The organism is Luteimonas galliterrae, from assembly GCF_023374055.1.
GTDB classification, from domain to species: domain Bacteria; phylum Pseudomonadota; class Gammaproteobacteria; order Xanthomonadales; family Xanthomonadaceae; genus Luteimonas_C; species Luteimonas_C galliterrae.
In genome coordinates, this window is sequence record NZ_JAMBEP010000001.1 from 605,637 (window position 1) to 621,594 (window position 15,958).

17 protein-coding genes are annotated in these 15,958 nt (G+C 65.8%); 8 read left to right on the top strand and 9 right to left on the bottom strand.

Features of this window, described 5'->3' with window-relative positions:
- Nucleotides 1–14: 14 nt before the first annotated feature.
- From M2650_RS02790 to ykgO, 9 genes are all read right to left on the bottom strand, one after another.
- Nucleotides 15–1,235 (bottom strand): TraB/GumN family protein, encoded by a 1,221-nt coding sequence (locus M2650_RS02790; RefSeq protein WP_249470858.1) that lies wholly within the window; start codon nucleotides 1,233–1,235, stop codon nucleotides 15–17.
- 97 nt (nucleotides 1,236–1,332) lie between these two features.
- On the bottom strand, nucleotides 1,333–2,247 hold the full coding sequence (locus M2650_RS02795; RefSeq protein WP_249470861.1) for an alpha/beta hydrolase: 915 nt from the start codon (nucleotides 2,245–2,247) through the stop codon (nucleotides 1,333–1,335).
- Between the two features lie 32 nt (nucleotides 2,248–2,279).
- Complete coding sequence (locus M2650_RS02800; protein WP_249470864.1) at nucleotides 2,280–2,885, bottom strand: TetR/AcrR family transcriptional regulator; 606 nt, start codon at nucleotides 2,883–2,885, stop codon at nucleotides 2,280–2,282.
- 89 nt (nucleotides 2,886–2,974) lie between these two features.
- Nucleotides 2,975–3,910 carry an alpha/beta hydrolase gene (locus M2650_RS02805; protein WP_249470868.1) on the bottom strand — a complete coding sequence of 312 codons (936 nt, stop codon included), beginning with the start codon at nucleotides 3,908–3,910 and terminating at the stop codon, nucleotides 2,975–2,977.
- 73 nt (nucleotides 3,911–3,983) lie between these two features.
- Complete coding sequence (locus M2650_RS02810; protein ID WP_249470870.1) at nucleotides 3,984–4,871, bottom strand: carbon-nitrogen hydrolase; 888 nt, start codon at nucleotides 4,869–4,871, stop codon at nucleotides 3,984–3,986.
- Between the two features lie 148 nt (nucleotides 4,872–5,019).
- A complete protein-coding gene (locus M2650_RS02815) occupies nucleotides 5,020–6,048 on the bottom strand; it encodes an agmatine deiminase family protein (RefSeq protein ID WP_249470873.1) in 1,029 nt (342 codons plus the stop codon).
- 61 nt (nucleotides 6,049–6,109) lie between these two features.
- Nucleotides 6,110–6,439, bottom strand: coding sequence for a hypothetical protein (locus M2650_RS02820; protein ID WP_249470877.1), 330 nt, complete (start codon nucleotides 6,437–6,439; stop codon nucleotides 6,110–6,112).
- Between the two features lie 198 nt (nucleotides 6,440–6,637).
- Nucleotides 6,638–7,333: a hypothetical protein gene (locus M2650_RS02825; protein ID WP_249470880.1), complete on the bottom strand. Its 696-nt coding sequence runs from the start codon at nucleotides 7,331–7,333 to the stop codon at nucleotides 6,638–6,640.
- A 160-nt stretch (nucleotides 7,334–7,493) separates the two neighbouring features.
- Entirely contained in the window at nucleotides 7,494–7,619 is a 126-nt protein-coding gene (gene ykgO / locus M2650_RS02830) for a type B 50S ribosomal protein L36 (protein WP_144899174.1), read from the bottom strand.
- 102 nt (nucleotides 7,620–7,721) lie between these two features.
- Here ykgO and cmk point away from each other — a divergent pair, with 102 nt between their 5' ends.
- The 8 genes from cmk to galU all read left to right on the top strand — a co-directional run bounded on the left by cmk (nucleotide 7,722) and on the right by galU (nucleotide 15,955).
- The gene (cmk, locus tag M2650_RS02835; RefSeq protein WP_249470887.1) at nucleotides 7,722–8,402 is read left to right on the top strand and encodes a (d)CMP kinase; all 681 of its coding nucleotides are present in this window, start codon (nucleotides 7,722–7,724) and stop codon (nucleotides 8,400–8,402) included.
- 142 nt (nucleotides 8,403–8,544) lie between these two features.
- Nucleotides 8,545–10,239: a 30S ribosomal protein S1 gene (rpsA, locus tag M2650_RS02840; RefSeq protein ID WP_249470890.1), complete on the top strand. Its 1,695-nt coding sequence runs from the start codon at nucleotides 8,545–8,547 to the stop codon at nucleotides 10,237–10,239.
- A gap of 63 nt (nucleotides 10,240–10,302) precedes the next feature.
- Nucleotides 10,303–10,605 carry an integration host factor subunit beta gene (locus M2650_RS02845; RefSeq protein WP_249470893.1) on the top strand — a complete coding sequence of 101 codons (303 nt, stop codon included), beginning with the start codon at nucleotides 10,303–10,305 and terminating at the stop codon, nucleotides 10,603–10,605.
- Nucleotides 10,606–10,691: 86 nt separating this feature from the next.
- The gene (locus M2650_RS02850; protein ID WP_249470896.1) at nucleotides 10,692–10,964 is read left to right on the top strand and encodes a LapA family protein; all 273 of its coding nucleotides are present in this window, start codon (nucleotides 10,692–10,694) and stop codon (nucleotides 10,962–10,964) included.
- A 6-nt stretch (nucleotides 10,965–10,970) separates the two neighbouring features.
- Nucleotides 10,971–12,149, top strand: a complete 1,179-nt coding sequence (lapB, locus tag M2650_RS02855) for a lipopolysaccharide assembly protein LapB (RefSeq protein ID WP_249474159.1) — start codon at nucleotides 10,971–10,973, stop codon at nucleotides 12,147–12,149.
- Entirely contained in the window at nucleotides 12,149–13,150 is a 1,002-nt protein-coding gene (locus M2650_RS02860) for an MraY family glycosyltransferase (RefSeq protein ID WP_249470903.1), read from the top strand. Before lapB ends, M2650_RS02860 begins: the two co-directional genes overlap by 1 nt.
- Nucleotides 13,147–15,054 carry a polysaccharide biosynthesis protein gene (locus M2650_RS02865; RefSeq protein ID WP_249470906.1) on the top strand — a complete coding sequence of 636 codons (1,908 nt, stop codon included), beginning with the start codon at nucleotides 13,147–13,149 and terminating at the stop codon, nucleotides 15,052–15,054. The genes M2650_RS02860 and M2650_RS02865 overlap by 4 nt, the downstream gene beginning before the upstream one ends.
- A 4-nt stretch (nucleotides 15,055–15,058) precedes the next feature.
- Nucleotides 15,059–15,955: a UTP--glucose-1-phosphate uridylyltransferase GalU gene (gene galU, locus M2650_RS02870; RefSeq protein WP_249470909.1), complete on the top strand. Its 897-nt coding sequence runs from the start codon at nucleotides 15,059–15,061 to the stop codon at nucleotides 15,953–15,955.
- Nucleotides 15,956–15,958 lie beyond the last annotated feature (3 nt).

The window sequence follows — 15,958 nt, forward strand, 5'->3', positions numbered from 1 at the left end:
CGCACCTACTAAAGCTAGCCGAAGAGCTTGCCGAGCATTCTGGCGCCGCCGGTCCACACGCCGATGGCGGTGCCTAGGCTGGTCAGGAAGAAGTTCAGCAGCACGCGTGCGACGCGGTTGCGCCACCAGCCTTTCAAGGTCTGCACGTCGTCGCGCAAGGCCATGAAATCGGCATAGGTCGGTTTGCGCACCCAGGCTTCGATCAAGGCGCTGATGGTGCCCGAGGCGAGCGCGGGATGCAGCGGCGTCACCGGCGAAGCGACGAAGGCGCCGAGGATGCTGAGCGGATGCCCTCCGGCGATGGCGCAGCCCAGCGCGCCCAGGCCGCCGGTCCACAGCACCCAGTACAGCACCAGGTCGGTGCCGACATCGACGCCGCCGCGCCAGAAGCCCCAGGCGAAGCCGCCCAGCACGAACACCGCCAGCGCGATCGTGAACCACGGCACCGAGGATTTTTCGGGCAGCGCTTCGAGCGAGGCGACGATGCCGGCCGGCGCTGCCGTTTCGTCGCGAAGATGTCGGGTCAGGCCTTGCAGATGGCCCGCGCCGACCACCGCCAGCACCTCGCGCGCGCCGGCCGGCGTTTCGCGCAGCTTCGCCGCCATGTAACGGTCGCGCTCGCTGATGATGGCTTCGTAGAGCTCGGGGGTTTCGTCGGCGAACTCGCTGAAGCTGGCTTCCATCAGGTCGCCTTGCTTGAGCTTCTCGATGTCTTCCTCGCCGACTTCCTCGTCGACGAACAGCCCGGCGAAGATGCCGGCGCCCACCTTGGCGCGTTTCCAGAAGCCGAGGCTGGCCAGCGCGCGCTTGAAGGTGAGGCCGACGTCGCGGTCGATCAGCGTCAGCGACAGGCCGCGCGCCTGCGCTTCCTGCGCGGCCGCCTTGAGCTCGGCGCCGGGTTCGATGCCCAACTGCTCGGCGAGCCGGCGCTGGTAAGCGGCCAGGCCCAGGTTGGCGGCGAACAGCGCGGCCTTGCCTTCGCGCAGCACCTTGACCAGATCCAGCCGGGCCAGCGCATCGGGGTCGGTCATCGCCTGCAGGCGTTGCTGGTCGAGTTCGACCGCCACCGTGTCGTAATTCCCGCTATCGATCGCCGCGCGCACCGCATCCACGCTGGCTTTCGAGACGTGGGCGGTGCCGAGCAGCGTGTAGCGCACGCCGTCGCGCTCGACGATGGCGTGCGGCTGGCCGGCGAAAGGGTCGGTGGAAGCGGGGGATTCGTGCTCGAGGGTCATCGCGGCGTTCGTGATCTGCGGGCCGCGGCGACAAAACCACGGCCGCGCAGCATAGACGCTCGCCGGCGCCGGCGGCAAAGGCCGCCGGTCATACGGTTCAGGCGAAGCCGAAGGGCAGGTTGGGCGAAGACACCACGCGCTCGCCGACCGGTTCGCCGCGCAGGAAGCGCAGCGCCGCGGCGATCACGCCTTCGTCCTGCGCGATCCGGTTGTGCCCCAGTCCCTGCGTGCTGAGCAGGCGCGAATCCGGCCAGAAGCGGGCGTAGCGCTCGCCTTCGGCCCAGGGCACTTCCCGGTCTTCGACGTCGTGCACGATCAGCGCCGGATGGGCGATCCGCGGCGCGTTGAAATGGGCTTGGAACGCATCGAAGGAAAACCCGATATGCGCTTCGAACGCCGCGATCATGCGCTGGCAGAGCCGCTGCGGCAGGCCGACCAGGCCGGCGAAGCGCATCGCCGCATCGATGGGGTCGGCGGCGGGCGCGATCAGGACCGCGCGTTCGGCGGGAACGCCGCGCGCCAGCGCAGTGGCGACCGCCGCGCCGCCCAGCGAGTGCCCGATCAACGCCGCGGCCGGTCCGAAACGGTGCGCGACCGCCTCCAGCGTGTTCGCGAAGTCGAGCAGGTTGGAGCGGTTGCCGGAGCTGAGTCCATGCGCCGGCTGGTCGAACGCCACCACCGCGTAGTCGGCGCCCCGGAGGCGGCCGATCCAGGGGAGGAAGCGCGTGGCGTGGCTCGACCAGCCGTGCGCAAGGAGAACATAGGGCTGCGTTTTCGGATCGCCCCAGACATAAGTGTGGATAACGCGGCCGTCCAATTCGAAGCTGCCTTCCACCGCATCGCCGCGCGGCGTTTGCGCGGCGCGCGTGCGCGAGCTCGCAAAAGGCGTGCAGAACAGATCGCCGGCGCGCCGCACGGTAGCCGGGGCATTCAACCAGCCGCCCAGCAGGAAACTGGCGCGCAAGCCCGCCATCTGCAGATAGGATCGAACGGTCGTGCTAATTCTGGACATCGAGACACGCATGGCGGCACCTCATCTCAGGATCAGGCGGTGGGGGAGTGGGCGGCGATCCAGCGCTCGAGCGCGGTGTCGCCGTGGCGGCGGGCGCGTTCGTAGCCGAACAGTCCCGCTTCGTGCAGCATGGCGAGCGGTATCGCGTACAGCTCGAATGCATATTGGTCGGTGTCGCCATCGCGCAGGTGGCCGGCGTCGATCGCCAGCTGCGCAGCGCGCTGCAGTTCGGTGCGCCAACGCTGTTCGTTCTGCCGCACGCGGTCGCGGATCGGGCCGGGGCGGTCGTCGTATTCGCTGACCGAACCCACCAGCACGCAGCCGCCGGTGGCCATCCGTCCCCATTCGAACCAGTTGCGCATGATCGCGCGCAGGCGCGGCAGGCCGCGCGGTTGCGAAAGTGCGGCGATCAGTACCGCCTGTCCGAAGCGCATCGCGGCCGATTCAAGCACGGCCAACTGCAGGTCTTCGCGCGATCCGAAATGGGCGAAGACGCCGCTCTTGGACATCCCCACCGCTTGCGCCAGCGGGCCGATCGACAGGCCTTCCAGGCCCGTCTGCCGGGCCATGTCGTAGGCCTGGTCGATGATGGCTTCGCGGGTGGCGGCGCCTTTCTGGGTGGCGGTCAGGATGTTCACCGGCTGGATAATAGCACGATCGTTCGTTTTTATTTGACCGTTCGTCGGCACGGCAGGCCATCCTGCGATCATCGAGTGCGCCGCATTGTTCATCCCTGTACCGGCGGGATCACGTCGCCGGGCCGCATGCCCGCCAGGAATGCCACTGCGGCGGCCATGACCCGTTCATCGGCCAGGATCCGGGTATGGCCGAGGCCGCGGGTCCGTATCATCCGGGCGCGCGGCCAATGCCGGGCGTAGCGTTCGCCTTCCTCGCAGGGAATTTCGCGATCTTCCAGGTCGTGCAGGATCAGGCCATCGGCTTCGATGCGCGGCGCGATACGGTGGGCTTGCAGTTCGTGGATCGGTACCGGGCCGTCGACGAAGGCATCGATCATCCTTTCGCCGAAGTCTTCCGGCAGGCGCATCAGGCTGGTGAATCGCCGCGTGGCGGCGGCCAGATCCGCCGACGGCGACACCAGGATCGCGCGCGGCGTCGGCAGCCCCTGCGCCAATGCGACGGCCGAGGCCGCGCCGCCCAGCGAATGTCCGATCAATGCCGCAGCTGCGCCATGGCGGTCCGCGACTGCATGCAGAGTTTCGACGAAACCGGGCAGGTTCGTGCAACGTCCCTCGCTGAGCCCATGAGCGGGCTGGTCGAACGCCACCACCGCATAACCCGCTTGGCGCAGGCGCGGTACCCATGGCCTGAACACGGACGCGCTGCTGGACCACCCATGCGACAGCAGCACATACGGTTCGCGTTCGGGATCGCCCCATCGATACGTCGCGATGCCCAGACCGGCGATGCGCATCGTTTCGCGCGCCGCATCGCTCATGTCGGCCATCGCCGCGCGTTGCCGCGATTGCGGCAGCGGAGTGCAGAACAGCTCGCAAGCCCGCGCGAGGGTGCGACCGGGTTGCAGCTTGGCGCCTACGCGCAGGCGGAAGCGCAGTCCCGAAAGCGCTACCTGTCCGCCGATCCGGGTCATGCGCTTGGCCAATCCGGTGCGCGGCGATGCAGGGCGTGCGAGAGTCTTGGCCATGGCGGAGTTTTATCCCGCGCGATGGCGCCGGCCCAGACCCGTGCGTCAGGTGCCGCTACCTACTGTCGGCAGGTCAATCGCGGTAGCGCTTCAGCAGGTCGCCGTAGGCATCGATGCGGCGGTCGCGCAGGAACGGCCAAATGCGGCGTACGTGCTCGCTGCGTTCCATGTCCACTTCGCACATCAGCACTTCGGGTTTGTCCTGGTCCGCTTCGGCCAGGAATTCGCCCTGCGGGCCTAGCACGTGGCTGGAGCCCCAGAAACGGATGCCCGATGTACCCAGCGGCGAAGGCTCGTGGCCGACCCGATTGCACGACAGCACCGGCAAACCGTTGGCTACGGCATGGCCGCGATGGCTGAGGATCCAGGCGTTGCGCTGGCGATCCTTCTCGGCCTGTTCGTCGTCCGGGTCCCAACCGATCGCCGTCGGATACAGCAGCAGTTCTGCCCCGGCCAGCGCCATCAGCCGCGCGCCCTCCGGATACCACTGGTCCCAGCACACCATCACGCCAAGGCGGCCGACCGAAGTGTCGATCGGTTCGAAGCCGATGTCGCCGGGCGTGAAATAGAACTTCTCGTAGAAACCCGGATCGTCCGGGATGTGCATCTTGCGGTACTTGCCCGCGGTCGAGCCGTCCTTTTCGAAGACCACCGCGGTGTTGTGGTAGAGCCCGGTCGCGCGCTTCTCGAACAGCGAGCTGACCAGCACCACGCCGTGTTGCTTCGCCAGTTTCCCGAGACGTTCGGTGCTGGGGCCGGGAATGGTTTCGGCTAGGTCGAACTCGGCCACCGATTCGTGCTGGCAGAAATACGGGCCGTTGTGCAGTTCCTGCAGCAGCACCAGCTTGGCCCCCTGCTTGGCGGCTTCGGCCACACGCTGTTCGATCGTGGCCAGGTTCGCCGCGGCGTCGCCGTGGTTCTTTTCCTGAATCAGGGCGACGGGCAGGGTGGTCTTTTTCATCGTGGCTCCGGAACCGGCGTCAGCGCGGCCATTGTAGAGCCGTCGTCCGGGGCCCGTATATGAAGCGTCATCCCGAAAGCAGTGAGGGATCTACTAACGATGGGAGCAGATACCTCACTGCGTTCGGGATGACAGGTTGGAGATCGGCCTAAACCAAACCGTGAGGCAATTGCATGGTGATGCAATGCAGGCTGCCGTTCTGCCAGATCAGCGGACGGCATGGCACAGGCACGATTTCGCGGCCCGGGAAGGCCTTTTCAAGCACCGCGACCGCGGCCGCGTCGGCTTCGTCGCCATATGCCGGCATCAGCACCGCGCCGTTGACGATCAGGAAATTGGCGTAGCTCGCCGCCAGACGACGTCCACCGTCGACGATGGGCTTGGCCCACGGCAACGGGAACAGGCGGTAGGGTCGCCCATCCCGCGTGCGCAGCGCGGCGATCTCGTCGGCCATCGCCTTCAATTCGGCGTAATGCGAATCGGCCGGATCGTCGCAGGCTTGAAAAACGATCGCATCGGGCGCGGCAAAACGGGCGAGGGTGTCGATGTGCGCGTCGGTGTCGTCGCCTTCCAGATAGCCGTGGTCGAGCCACAGCACGCGCTGTTGCGCCAGCCAATCGGACAGCTTTGCGGTGAGCTCTTCGCGGGACTTGTCGGGATGCCGCTCGTGCAGGCATTGCCAAGTGGTCAGCAGGGTGCCATCGCCGTCGGCGTCGATGGCGCCGCCTTCCAGCGCGAAGTCGATCGGCTGCGTCTGCGCGTCGCGGAACACCCGCTTTGTATTCAGCGCTTCGATCAACTGGTCGTCCAGGCTCGCCTCGAACTTGCCGCCCCAGCCGGTGAAGCGGAAATCGAGCAGCCGGAAGCCCTGTTGCTTGAGCAAGGTGATCGGACCCGAATCGCGCAGCCAGGTGTCGTCGTAAGGCACTTCGACGAAAGCGACGCGATCCATGTCGATGCGCGCGGACGACAGGCGCGCACGCGCATACGCCTGCACGTCGTCGTCGGCCACGCAGATGACGGCGCGCTCGAAGCGCACGATCGCCGCGACCAGTGCGATGTAGGTCTCTTCGACTTCGCCGAGCCGCTCGGCCCAGTCGGTGCCTTCGTGCGGCCAAGCGATCAGGACCGCGGATTGGGGCTCCCACTCCGCGGGGAAACGCAAACGATCAGTCATTCCCATACTCAGTCGTGCCTGCGCGCAACATGGCAGGCGCTTGCGAAACTTGGATGCCGCTTCAGCGAATGGGCGGCTTCGGCCCGATCTCGTTGGGCGCGGCCTGCATCGCCACCGCGTCGATCACCTTGTTCTTTTCGAAGTAGACGACGAAGCCTGGATAGGTCCAGCGGTTGATCGTCGGCCATTGCCGCTTCTGGCCGCCGCGCGGATCGAGCTTGCCGGCCGGCGCGCCGTAGCGGGCTTCGACCTGGGCCATGGTCATGCCGCGGGTCGGCATCGCCGCCATGTTTTCCTGGCGGGTACGGTCGATCAGCAGCTTATCGGCCGAGGCGCTGCCGGCGGTCGCCAGCAGCAGAGCGAAGGCCAGCGGACGTGCGATACGGTTCATAACCCAACTCCCTCGGCTTGGACGCCGGATTGTAGACGGAAGCCGCCCGGAGAAAACAAGGTATCGATGCCGGAAACGAGGAAGACCGCATTGCTGCGGCACCGGTCACGCTTCCGATGCGCGCGGTACGCCGAACCGGCGACTTAGGCCTGCCTCATGCGCTCAGCCCAGTGACGGCATCCATATCTTCCGTTCATTTTACTTGGCATCTTGAAAGCTCTCATCGATACCGGCATCGAGTATGTCGAGGAACTGCCATTTGCCGTTTACCCTTTTCATGAGAAAGAGCTCGTATCGCGCGTCGGTCCTGCTTCTGCGGGCGGTGCATTTCATGGCCGCATAGTCGCCGAAATAAACCGGCGAGCTGAAATAGTAGGCGGTGTACTCCTCCTTGCTGTGGTGCAAGGTGTACAGGTCATGGCGGTAATCTCTGGGGTCGTAACGATTTTTTGAGCTGATCTTCGCCGCTTTCTTTTCCGAAACGAATTCGATCGGCGTGTTGCAAGCAAAATCGCTCGTCCGCACAGGCATGCTGTGAAATATCTGGCGGAATACCGCATCAATTTGCGATCGGTCGAAATGCCTTTCCAGCGCGGTATTCACCATATGGTGATTGCTGATCTTGCCGCCGGGATTGTAGTTGCGGACCGCATAGACTTTTGTGGGCGCATGGTAATAGCCGTCAATGATCAAGTTGATCAACTCGCATTCGCGCGAATCGGACTTTTCGCTCGGCGCACCGTAATGGGCATCGGCCTGCGTCATGGACATCCCCCGTGTCGGCATCGCGCCGGTGTCTTGTTGGCGGGTGCGGTCGATCGCCAGTGCATCGGCCGAGACGGCGCAGGCGAATGCTAGCAATGCAAGGGGCAGCGGACGTGCGATACGATTCATACCCAACCAACTCCCTCGGAGCGGACGGCCGGCTTTTGAACGGGCAGGGCGCAGGGGGAACCTGACTCCGTGAAACATGGCCAGTGTGCCTCGGAAACGACGAAGGCCGCATTGCTGCGGCCTCGATCACGCTTAACCGGTACGCCCGAAGGCGCAGGTTTTAGCGCTGGCGCGCCTTGAAGCGCGGATTGGTTTTGCAGATCACGAAGACCTTGCCACGGCGGCGAACCACCTTGCAGTCGCGGTGACGGGCCTTCGCCGACTTCAGGGAGGACAGGACCTTCATGACACACCTCGGCGGAAAAGTCCGACATTATGTCTAGTTTCTTGAATCTGTTCAAGAGGTTGCGGCTTGCGCCTAGAATGGCCCGACGCCGAGGGAGAGAAGATGGCCAAGACCGTACCCGTTCTGACCATCGATGGGCCTTCCGGCTCGGGCAAAGGCACCATCAGCCGCCTGGTGGCTGCCCGTCTAGGCTGGCATTACCTGGATTCGGGCGCCCTGTACCGGGCCGTGGGCCTGGCGGCGGCCTGGTCCGAGGTCGACCTGAGCGACGCCGAGCACGTAGCCGCCTGCGCCCGCCGCACCGAAATCCACTTCGAGACCGGGGAGGGCGGAGTCGAGCCGCGGGTGATCGTCAACGGCAAGGACGCGACCCACCAATTGCGCATGGAAACGGCCGGGGCGGCCGCCTCGGCCATCGCCGCGCTGCCCGCCGTCCGCGAGGCCCTGCTCGACAAACAGCGGGCTTTCCGCCAGCCCCCGGGCCTGGTGGCCGATGGCCGGGACATGGGCACGGTGATCTTCCCGGACGCCATCCACAAGGTATTTCTGACCGCAAGCGCCGAAGAAAGAGCCGAAAGGCGCCATAAGCAGTTGAAAGACAAAGGAGTTTCCGTTACCTTGGACGGTCTGCTGCACGAGATCCTCGCCCGCGATGCCCGCGACGCGGAGCGTGCGGTGGCACCGCTGCGACCGGCCGAAGACGCCATCCGCATCGATACCACCGGGCTCTCCATCGACACGGTCGTCGCACAGGTGTTGGCGCTGGTCGAGCGCAGCGGATAGGTCCCGCCGGAATCCTCCGGACGGGTTTTTCAATCACAACACTTACGGCCACACGCATCCCGCGCAGGCCGATAACCGGTGGATCGCCGCGCAAGCAGGAATCGCGCACGACGATCCATGTGTTCAACCTGAGTAATCAGAAATGACCGAATCATTCGCAGAACTGTTCGAACAAAGCCAAACCCATCTGGCCAAGCTGAAGCCGGGCTCCATCGTCACCGGCACCGTCGTCGAAGTGCGTACCGACGTGGTGGTGATCAACGCCGGCCTGAAGTCCGAAGGCATCGTGCCGATCGAACAGTTCCGTAACGACGCCGGCGAGATCGACGTCGGCGTGGGCGACCAAGTCAAGGTCGCGCTCGACTCCATTGAGAATGGCTTTGGCGAAACCGTGTTGTCGCGCGAGAAGGCCAAGCGCGCCATGGTATGGGACGAGCTGGAAGAAGCGCTCAACAACAACGAGACCATCACCGGCCGCATCAGCGGCAAGGTCAAGGGCGGCTTCACCGTCGACATCAAGGACGTCCGCGCGTTCCTGCCGGGCTCGCTGGTCGACGTGCGTCCGGTCCGCGACCCGGTGTACCTGGAAGGCAAGGAACTCGAGTTCAAGCTCATCAAGCTGGACCGCAAGCGCAACAACGTAGTCGTCTCCCGCCGTGCGGTGGTCGAGAGCGAGCATTCGGAAGAGCGCGAGCAACTGCTCGAGAAGCTGCAGGAAGGCGCGATCCTCAAGGGCGTGGTCAAGAACCTCACCGACTACGGCGCGTTCGTGGACCTGGGCGGCATCGACGGCCTGCTGCACATCACCGACATGGCCTGGAAGCGCGTGCGCCATCCGTCCGAAGTGGTCGAAGTGGGCCAGGAGCTGGACGTGCGCGTGCTCAAGTACGACCGCGAGCGCAACCGCGTCAGCCTGGGCCTGAAGCAGCTGGGCGAGGATCCGTGGGACAACATCGCGCGCCGCTACCCGGCCAACACCCGCGTGTTCGGCAAGGTCTCCAACGTCACCGATTACGGCGCGTTCGTCGAGATCGAGCCGGGCGTGGAAGGCCTGGTGCACGTCTCCGAAATGGATTGGACCAACAAGAACGTCAACCCGTCCAAGATCGTGCAGGTCGGCGATGAAGTGCAGGTGATGGTGCTGGACGTCGATGAAGAGCGCCGCCGCATCTCGCTGGGCATGAAGCAGGTCTCGTCCAATCCGTGGGAAACCTTCGCCGCCATCCACAAGAAGGGCGACAAGGTCTCCGGCCAGATCAAGTCGATCACCGACTTCGGCGTGTTCATCGGCCTGGACGGCGGCATCGACGGCCTGATCCACTTGTCCGACATCAGCTGGAACTCCACCGGCGAAGACATCGCCCGCAACTTCAAGAAGGGCGACACGCTCGAAGCGGTGGTGCTGGCGGTGGATCCGGAACGCGAGCGCATCAGCCTGGGCGTCAAGCAGCTGGAGCAGGATCCGTTCGGCCAGTACATGGCCGGCAACCAGAAGGGTTCCGTGGTCAAGGGCAAGGTCAAGGAAGTCGACGCCAAGGGCGCCACGATCGAATTGGCCGACGGCGTGGAAGGCTACGTGGCCGCCCGCGACATCGCCAAGGAACGCGTCGACGACGCCACCCAGTACCTGAAGGTGGGCGACGAGGTCGAAGCCAAGTTCATCGGTATGGATCGCAAGGGCCGCACCATGCAGCTCTCGATCAAGGCCAAGGACGAAGCCGAGATCCAGGACACGCTGGCCGAGTACAACAAGGCGTCTTCCGATGCCTCCAGCGGCACGACCAAGCTCGGTGCGTTGCTGCGCGAACAGCTCGGCAGCAAGTCCGATTCCGAGTAAAGGCCAACAGCGAAGGGTCCGGCGATGCCGGACCCTTCGTGGCCCTGAGCCCTGCCGGCGTCCATGACCAAGTCCGAACTGATCGAAATACTCACCCAGCGCCAGGCGCACCTGAAGGCCGACGATGTCGACCTGGCGGTGAAGTCGTTGCTGGAGATGATGGGCGGCGCCTTGTCCGAAGGCGGCCGCATCGAGATCCGCGGTTTCGGAAGTTTTTCCCTGCATTACCGGCCGCCGCGTACCGGCCGCAATCCCAAGACCGGCGACGCGGTTGCGCTGCCCGGCAAGCATGTGCCGCATTTCAAGCCCGGCAAGGAATTGCGCGAGCGCGTCAGCGGCGTCGAGCCGCAAGCCAGCGAAGACTGATCTCCGCCGCGCGGCTAGTCGGTCGCGTTTTTGTGGAAGGCATCGCCGCTCGGCTAAGCTAGGCCTTCCCCCGGAGTCGAGTGAACATGCGCCTGATCCGCCTGCTAGCCGCCATCGCCTGCCTCGTGGCTGGCATCGCCGTGGGCGCGCTCAATCCGCAGCCGATCGCGCTCGATCTGGGTCTCGCTACGTTCCGCGCCAGCCTGGGCGTGGCCGTGCTCGCGGCCCTGCTGGCCGGCGTCGTCCTCGGCGGATTGATCCTGACGGTAAGCGCAGTACTGCCGCTGCGGCAACGCCTGCGCCGCGCGACGGCGAACAAATCCGCGCCTCCCGCACCGTCTCCCGAACAGCGGTTGTGACCGATGATGGCCTTCGTCAACGAATGGTTCTGGTTCTTCCTGCTGCTGCCGGTGGCGGCGCTGACCGGCTGGATCATCGGCCGCCGCGGCGGCGAGCGGCATAGCGACACGCAGGTCAGCCGGCTGTCGACCACCTACTTCCGCGGCCTCAACTACCTGCTCAACGAACAGCCCGACAAGGCGATCGAACTGTTCCTGCACATCGCCGAACTGGACAAGGACACCTTCGAGACGCAGGTCGCGCTGGGCCACCTGTTCCGGCGCCGCGGCGAAGTGGATCGCGCGATCCGCCTGCACCAGGGCCTGGTGCAGCGTCCTGACCTCAACGACCAGCAGAAAGTGCAGGCCTTGTTGGCGCTGGGCGAGGACTACATGCGTTCGGGCCTGCTCGATCGCGCCGAAACGGTATTCAGCGACTTGGCCAAGATCGACCAGCGCGCGCCGCAAGCGCTCAAGCACTTGATCGGCATCTACCAGGCCGAACGCGATTGGGGCAAGGCGATCGAGAACGCGACCCGCTACGAAGCGGCGACCGGTGAGCCGATGGGCAAGCTGATCGCGCAGTTCGAGTGCGAACTCGCCGACCGGCAGCGCGCGGCGGGCGATGTCGAGGGCGCGCGCCAGGCGATCGCGCGCGCCTACGCCGCCGATTCCGATGCGGTGCGGCCGGGACTGCTGGAAGGGCGCATCGAAGTCGAAGCAGGCGAGTACGCCGCAGCGATCCGCGCCTTCGAACGTGCCGCGCGGCACGACCCCGATTATCTGCCGGAGATCCTGCCGTCGTTGCTGGAGTGCTACCAGCACGTCGGCGACGTGCCCGGTGCGCGTTCCTTCCTGACCGAGATGAGCGAGCACTACCGCGGCGTGGCGCCGGTGCTCGCATTGACGCGCTTGGTGGAATCCGACGAAGGCGTGGCGGCGGCGCGCGCCTACCTGGCGCGGCAATTGAAGGACCGTCCCTCGGTGCGCGGCGAAGCGGCGCTGATCGACCTGACCCTGGCCGAAGGCACCGACGCCGAAGCCACGCTGCACGATCTCAAGCACATCACCGATCAACTGCTGGTGCGCAATCCCAGCTATCGCTGCAGCCGCTGCGGTTTCGGCGCGCGCTCGCACCATTGGCAATGCCCCAGCTGCAAAGAATGGGGCACGATCAAGCCGCTGCTGAACTACGCGGTGGTCTGATGCCGTTGGCGGGATGGTTGGCGTTGCATTTCGCCATCGGCCTGCTCGGTACGATCGCGGCGCGATGGTATGCGTTGCGGGCCCGACTGCTGGACCAGCCCGGCGAACGCCGAAGCCATCGGGCCGCCACGCCGCGCGGCGGCGGTATCGCGATCGTCGCGGCCGGGCTGGCCGCCGTGGCTTGGCTCTGGGCGCAGGATCCGTCGCGGCGACCGTGGCTGGCCGGATTCGGCGTGGGGTTCGCGCTGGTCGCCGCGATCGGATGGATCGACGACCATCGTCCATTGTCGCCCTGGCTGCGGCTGGCCGTGCATGCGCTGGCGGCGGCGGCATTGGCTTGGGGCAGCTATAGCGTCCACGGCGATGCGCTGATGGCCCTTGCGACCTTCGTATTGTCGATCGGGCTGACCAACGTCTGGAACTTCATGGACGGCATCGACGGTCTGGCTGCCAGCCAGGCGGCCCTGCTGGCTGCCGGGGCTGCCTGGGTCCTGGGCGGCTCTCTGCAATGGCTGGCATTGGCCCTGTGCGCCGCCTGTTGCGGGTTCCTACCGTTGAACGTACCCCGGGCGCGCATTTTCCTGGGCGACGTCGGCAGCGGAGCGCTGGGTTTCGCCGTGGCGGCGCTTTATGCGGACCTGGCCGCCGCCCGCATTCCCGGCTGGCCGTTGTCGCTGCTGCCGCTGTCGGCGTTTCTTGTAGACGCGGCCTTGACGCTGGTGGGGCGGATGCTGCGCGGGGAGCGCTGGTGGACGCCGCACGTCATGCATGCATATCAGGTTTCAGCGAGGCGGTGGGGCCACGTTCCGGTCACCTTGGCTTATGCCGGCTGGACGCTGATCGCCATCGCACTGTGGTGGTCGTGTCGCGACCGCGGTACGGCATTCATTACAATGTTGTTATTCGGGTGGTATACCCTGTCCGTATTGGCGTGGCGCGGCTTGCGCCGGGGGCGGGATTTGGCGGTTCTTGGCACCACAAACTCAAGGAACGAAGAATGAGGGCCTGGCGAGACCATTTGAGTGCCGCACTGCCCAGGCTTGCGGTCGTCGTCCACGATCTGGCGATGGTCTGGTGCTGTTGGACGGGCCTGCACTGGCTGCGTTACGGCTTCGCGGCCAATCCGCCGCCGGTGGATTGGTGGTCTACGCAGATCGCGATCGTCCTGGTCGCGCAGGGTCTGGTGTTCTGGCAGGCCGGTCTGTATCGCGGCTTGTGGCGCTTCGCCAGCGTGCCTGACCTGTGGAATATCGTGAAAGCCAGCGTGATCGGCCTGCTGGCGATCGTGCTCGGCTTGTTCATCTACAACCGGCTCGGACAGGTGCCGCGCGCCGTGCTGCTGGCGTATCCGTTCGCGCTGGTCGGCCTGCTCGGCACGCCGCGCTTGCTGTACCGCGCATGGAAGGACAGCAGCAGCGAGCGTTATGGCCGCAGTCCCGTACGCACGCTCATCCTCGGCGCGGACGAGGCCGGCGATGCGCTCGTCCGCGACCTGCGCCGTTCCGGCGCTTACCAGCCGGTGGGCTTCCTGGACGATGCGGCGAAACTGCGCGGCAGCAAACTGCACGGCGTGCCCGTGCTCGGCGCGATCGACGATGTCGTGGAGATCGCCAAGGAAACTTCGGCCAAGCTGCTGGTGATCGCGATGCCGGCGGTCGAAGCCGCCGAGATGCAGCGTGTCGTCGCCGCCTGCGAGCGTACCGGCCTGCCTTTCCGTACCGTGCCGCGGCTGGAAGACGTGCTGGTCGGCCGCTCCTTGCCCGGCGAGTTGAAGGAAGTCGCGATCGAGGACCTGCTCGGCCGCAAGCCGGTATTGCCGGACTGGAAAGCTATTCGCGGCTGGCTCGGCGGACGTTCGGTGATGGTGACCGGCGCAGGCGGATCGATCGGTTCCGAACTTTGCCGCCAGTGCGCGCGGCATGGTGCGCAGCGCGTGGCGCTGGTGGAAATCGACGAGCTGGCGCTGATGACCATGGAAGCCGAACTGCGCCGCGATTTCCCCAGCCTCGAATGCATCGCCGTACTGGGCGATTGCGGCGACCCGGCGGTGATCCGCCACGCGTTGGAACTGGCCCAGCCCGATGCGCTGTTCCATGCCGCCGCCTACAAGCAGGTGCCGCTGCTCGAAGCGCAACTGCGCGAAGCGGTGCGCAATAACGTATTGGCGACGGAGACCGTCGCCTCCGCCTGCCGCAATGCCGGTGTCGGCACGTTCGTGCTGATTTCCACCGACAAGGCGGTGGACCCGGCGAACGTACTCGGCGCCAGCAAGCGCCTGGCCGAAATGGTCTGCCAGGCCATGGCGGTCCAGCGCAGCACGCATTTCGTGACGGTGCGCTTCGGCAATGTGCTCGATTCCGCCGGCAGCGTAGTGCCGTTGTTCCGCGAACAGATCCGCGCCGGCGGCCCGGTCACGGTCACCGACGCCGAAGTCACGCGCTACTTCATGACGATCCCGGAAGCCTGCCAGCTGATCCTGCAGGCCGCCGCGATCGGCTCGCACGACGCCATCTATACGCTGGACATGGGCGAGCCGGTGCCGATCCGCCTGCTGGCCGAGCAGATGATCCGCCTGGCCGGCAAGCAGCCGGGCAGGGACATCGCCATCGTCTACACCGGCCTGCGCCCCGGCGAGAAACTGCACGAGACGCTGTTCCATGCCGACGAGCGCTATCGGCAGACCGCGCATCCCAAGATCCTGCAGGCCGAGGCGCGCAGCGTCGTGTCCGAGCAGGTGCTGGGCACGTTGCGCGGCATGCGCGAGGCTTGCGCGCGCTACGACCAGGCTGCGCTCGGCGACGCCTTGCAACTGGCCGTGCCCGAGTTCCTGCCGGCCGACGAGCCGCAGGAGCAGCATGTGGCCACCATCGTCCGTTTCCCGGCGCGCGATTCGCGGAGGATTTGAAGCAGTGCGACGTATCCGTAAGGCGGTATTCCCGGTGGCCGGCCATGGCACGCGTTTTCTCCCGGCCACCAAGACGGTTCCGAAGGAAATGCTGCCGATCGTCGACCGTCCGCTGATCCAGTACGCGGTCGACGAAGCGATCGAAGCCGGCTGCGACACGCTGATTTTCGTCACCAATCGCTACAAGCATGCGGTAGCGGATTATTTCGACAAGGCCTACGAGCTCGAGCACAAGCTCGAGAAGGCCGGCAAGCACGAGCAACTCGACCTGATCCGCAATGTGCTGCCCGAAGGCGTGCGTGCGGTGTTCGTGACCCAGACCGAAGCGCTGGGCCTGGGCCATGCCGTGCTGTGCGCGAAGCCGATCGTCGGCGACGAGCCTTTCGCGGTCGTGCTGCCCGACGACCTCATCTGGAACCGTGGTCCAGGCGCGCTCAAGCAGATGGCAGACCTGGCCGAGTCCAGCGGCGCCAGCGTGATCGCCACGCAGAACGTGCCGCGAGACCAGACCGGCAGCTACGGTATCGTCGCCACCGACAGTTTTTCCGGCCGCGCCGGCCGCATTACCGGTATGGTCGAGAAACCGGACCCCGAAGACGCGCCGAGCACGCTGGCGGTGGTCGGGCGCTACATCCTTTCGGGCAGCATCTTCGACCTGCTGGAGAAGACCACGCCCGGCGCGGGCGGCGAGATCCAGCTGACCGACGCCATTTCCACACTGCTGGCGCAGGAGCCGGTGCTGGCTTACCGCTTCCAGGGCACGCGTTTCGATTGCGGCACGCACCTGGGCCTGATCGAAGCCACCATCCGCTACGCGCTGGACCACGAGAAGCTCAGCGATGCGGCTGCGCAGCTGATGCAAAACGCGCTGAAGGAACTGGGCGTCATCGAGCTGGAGTGAGGC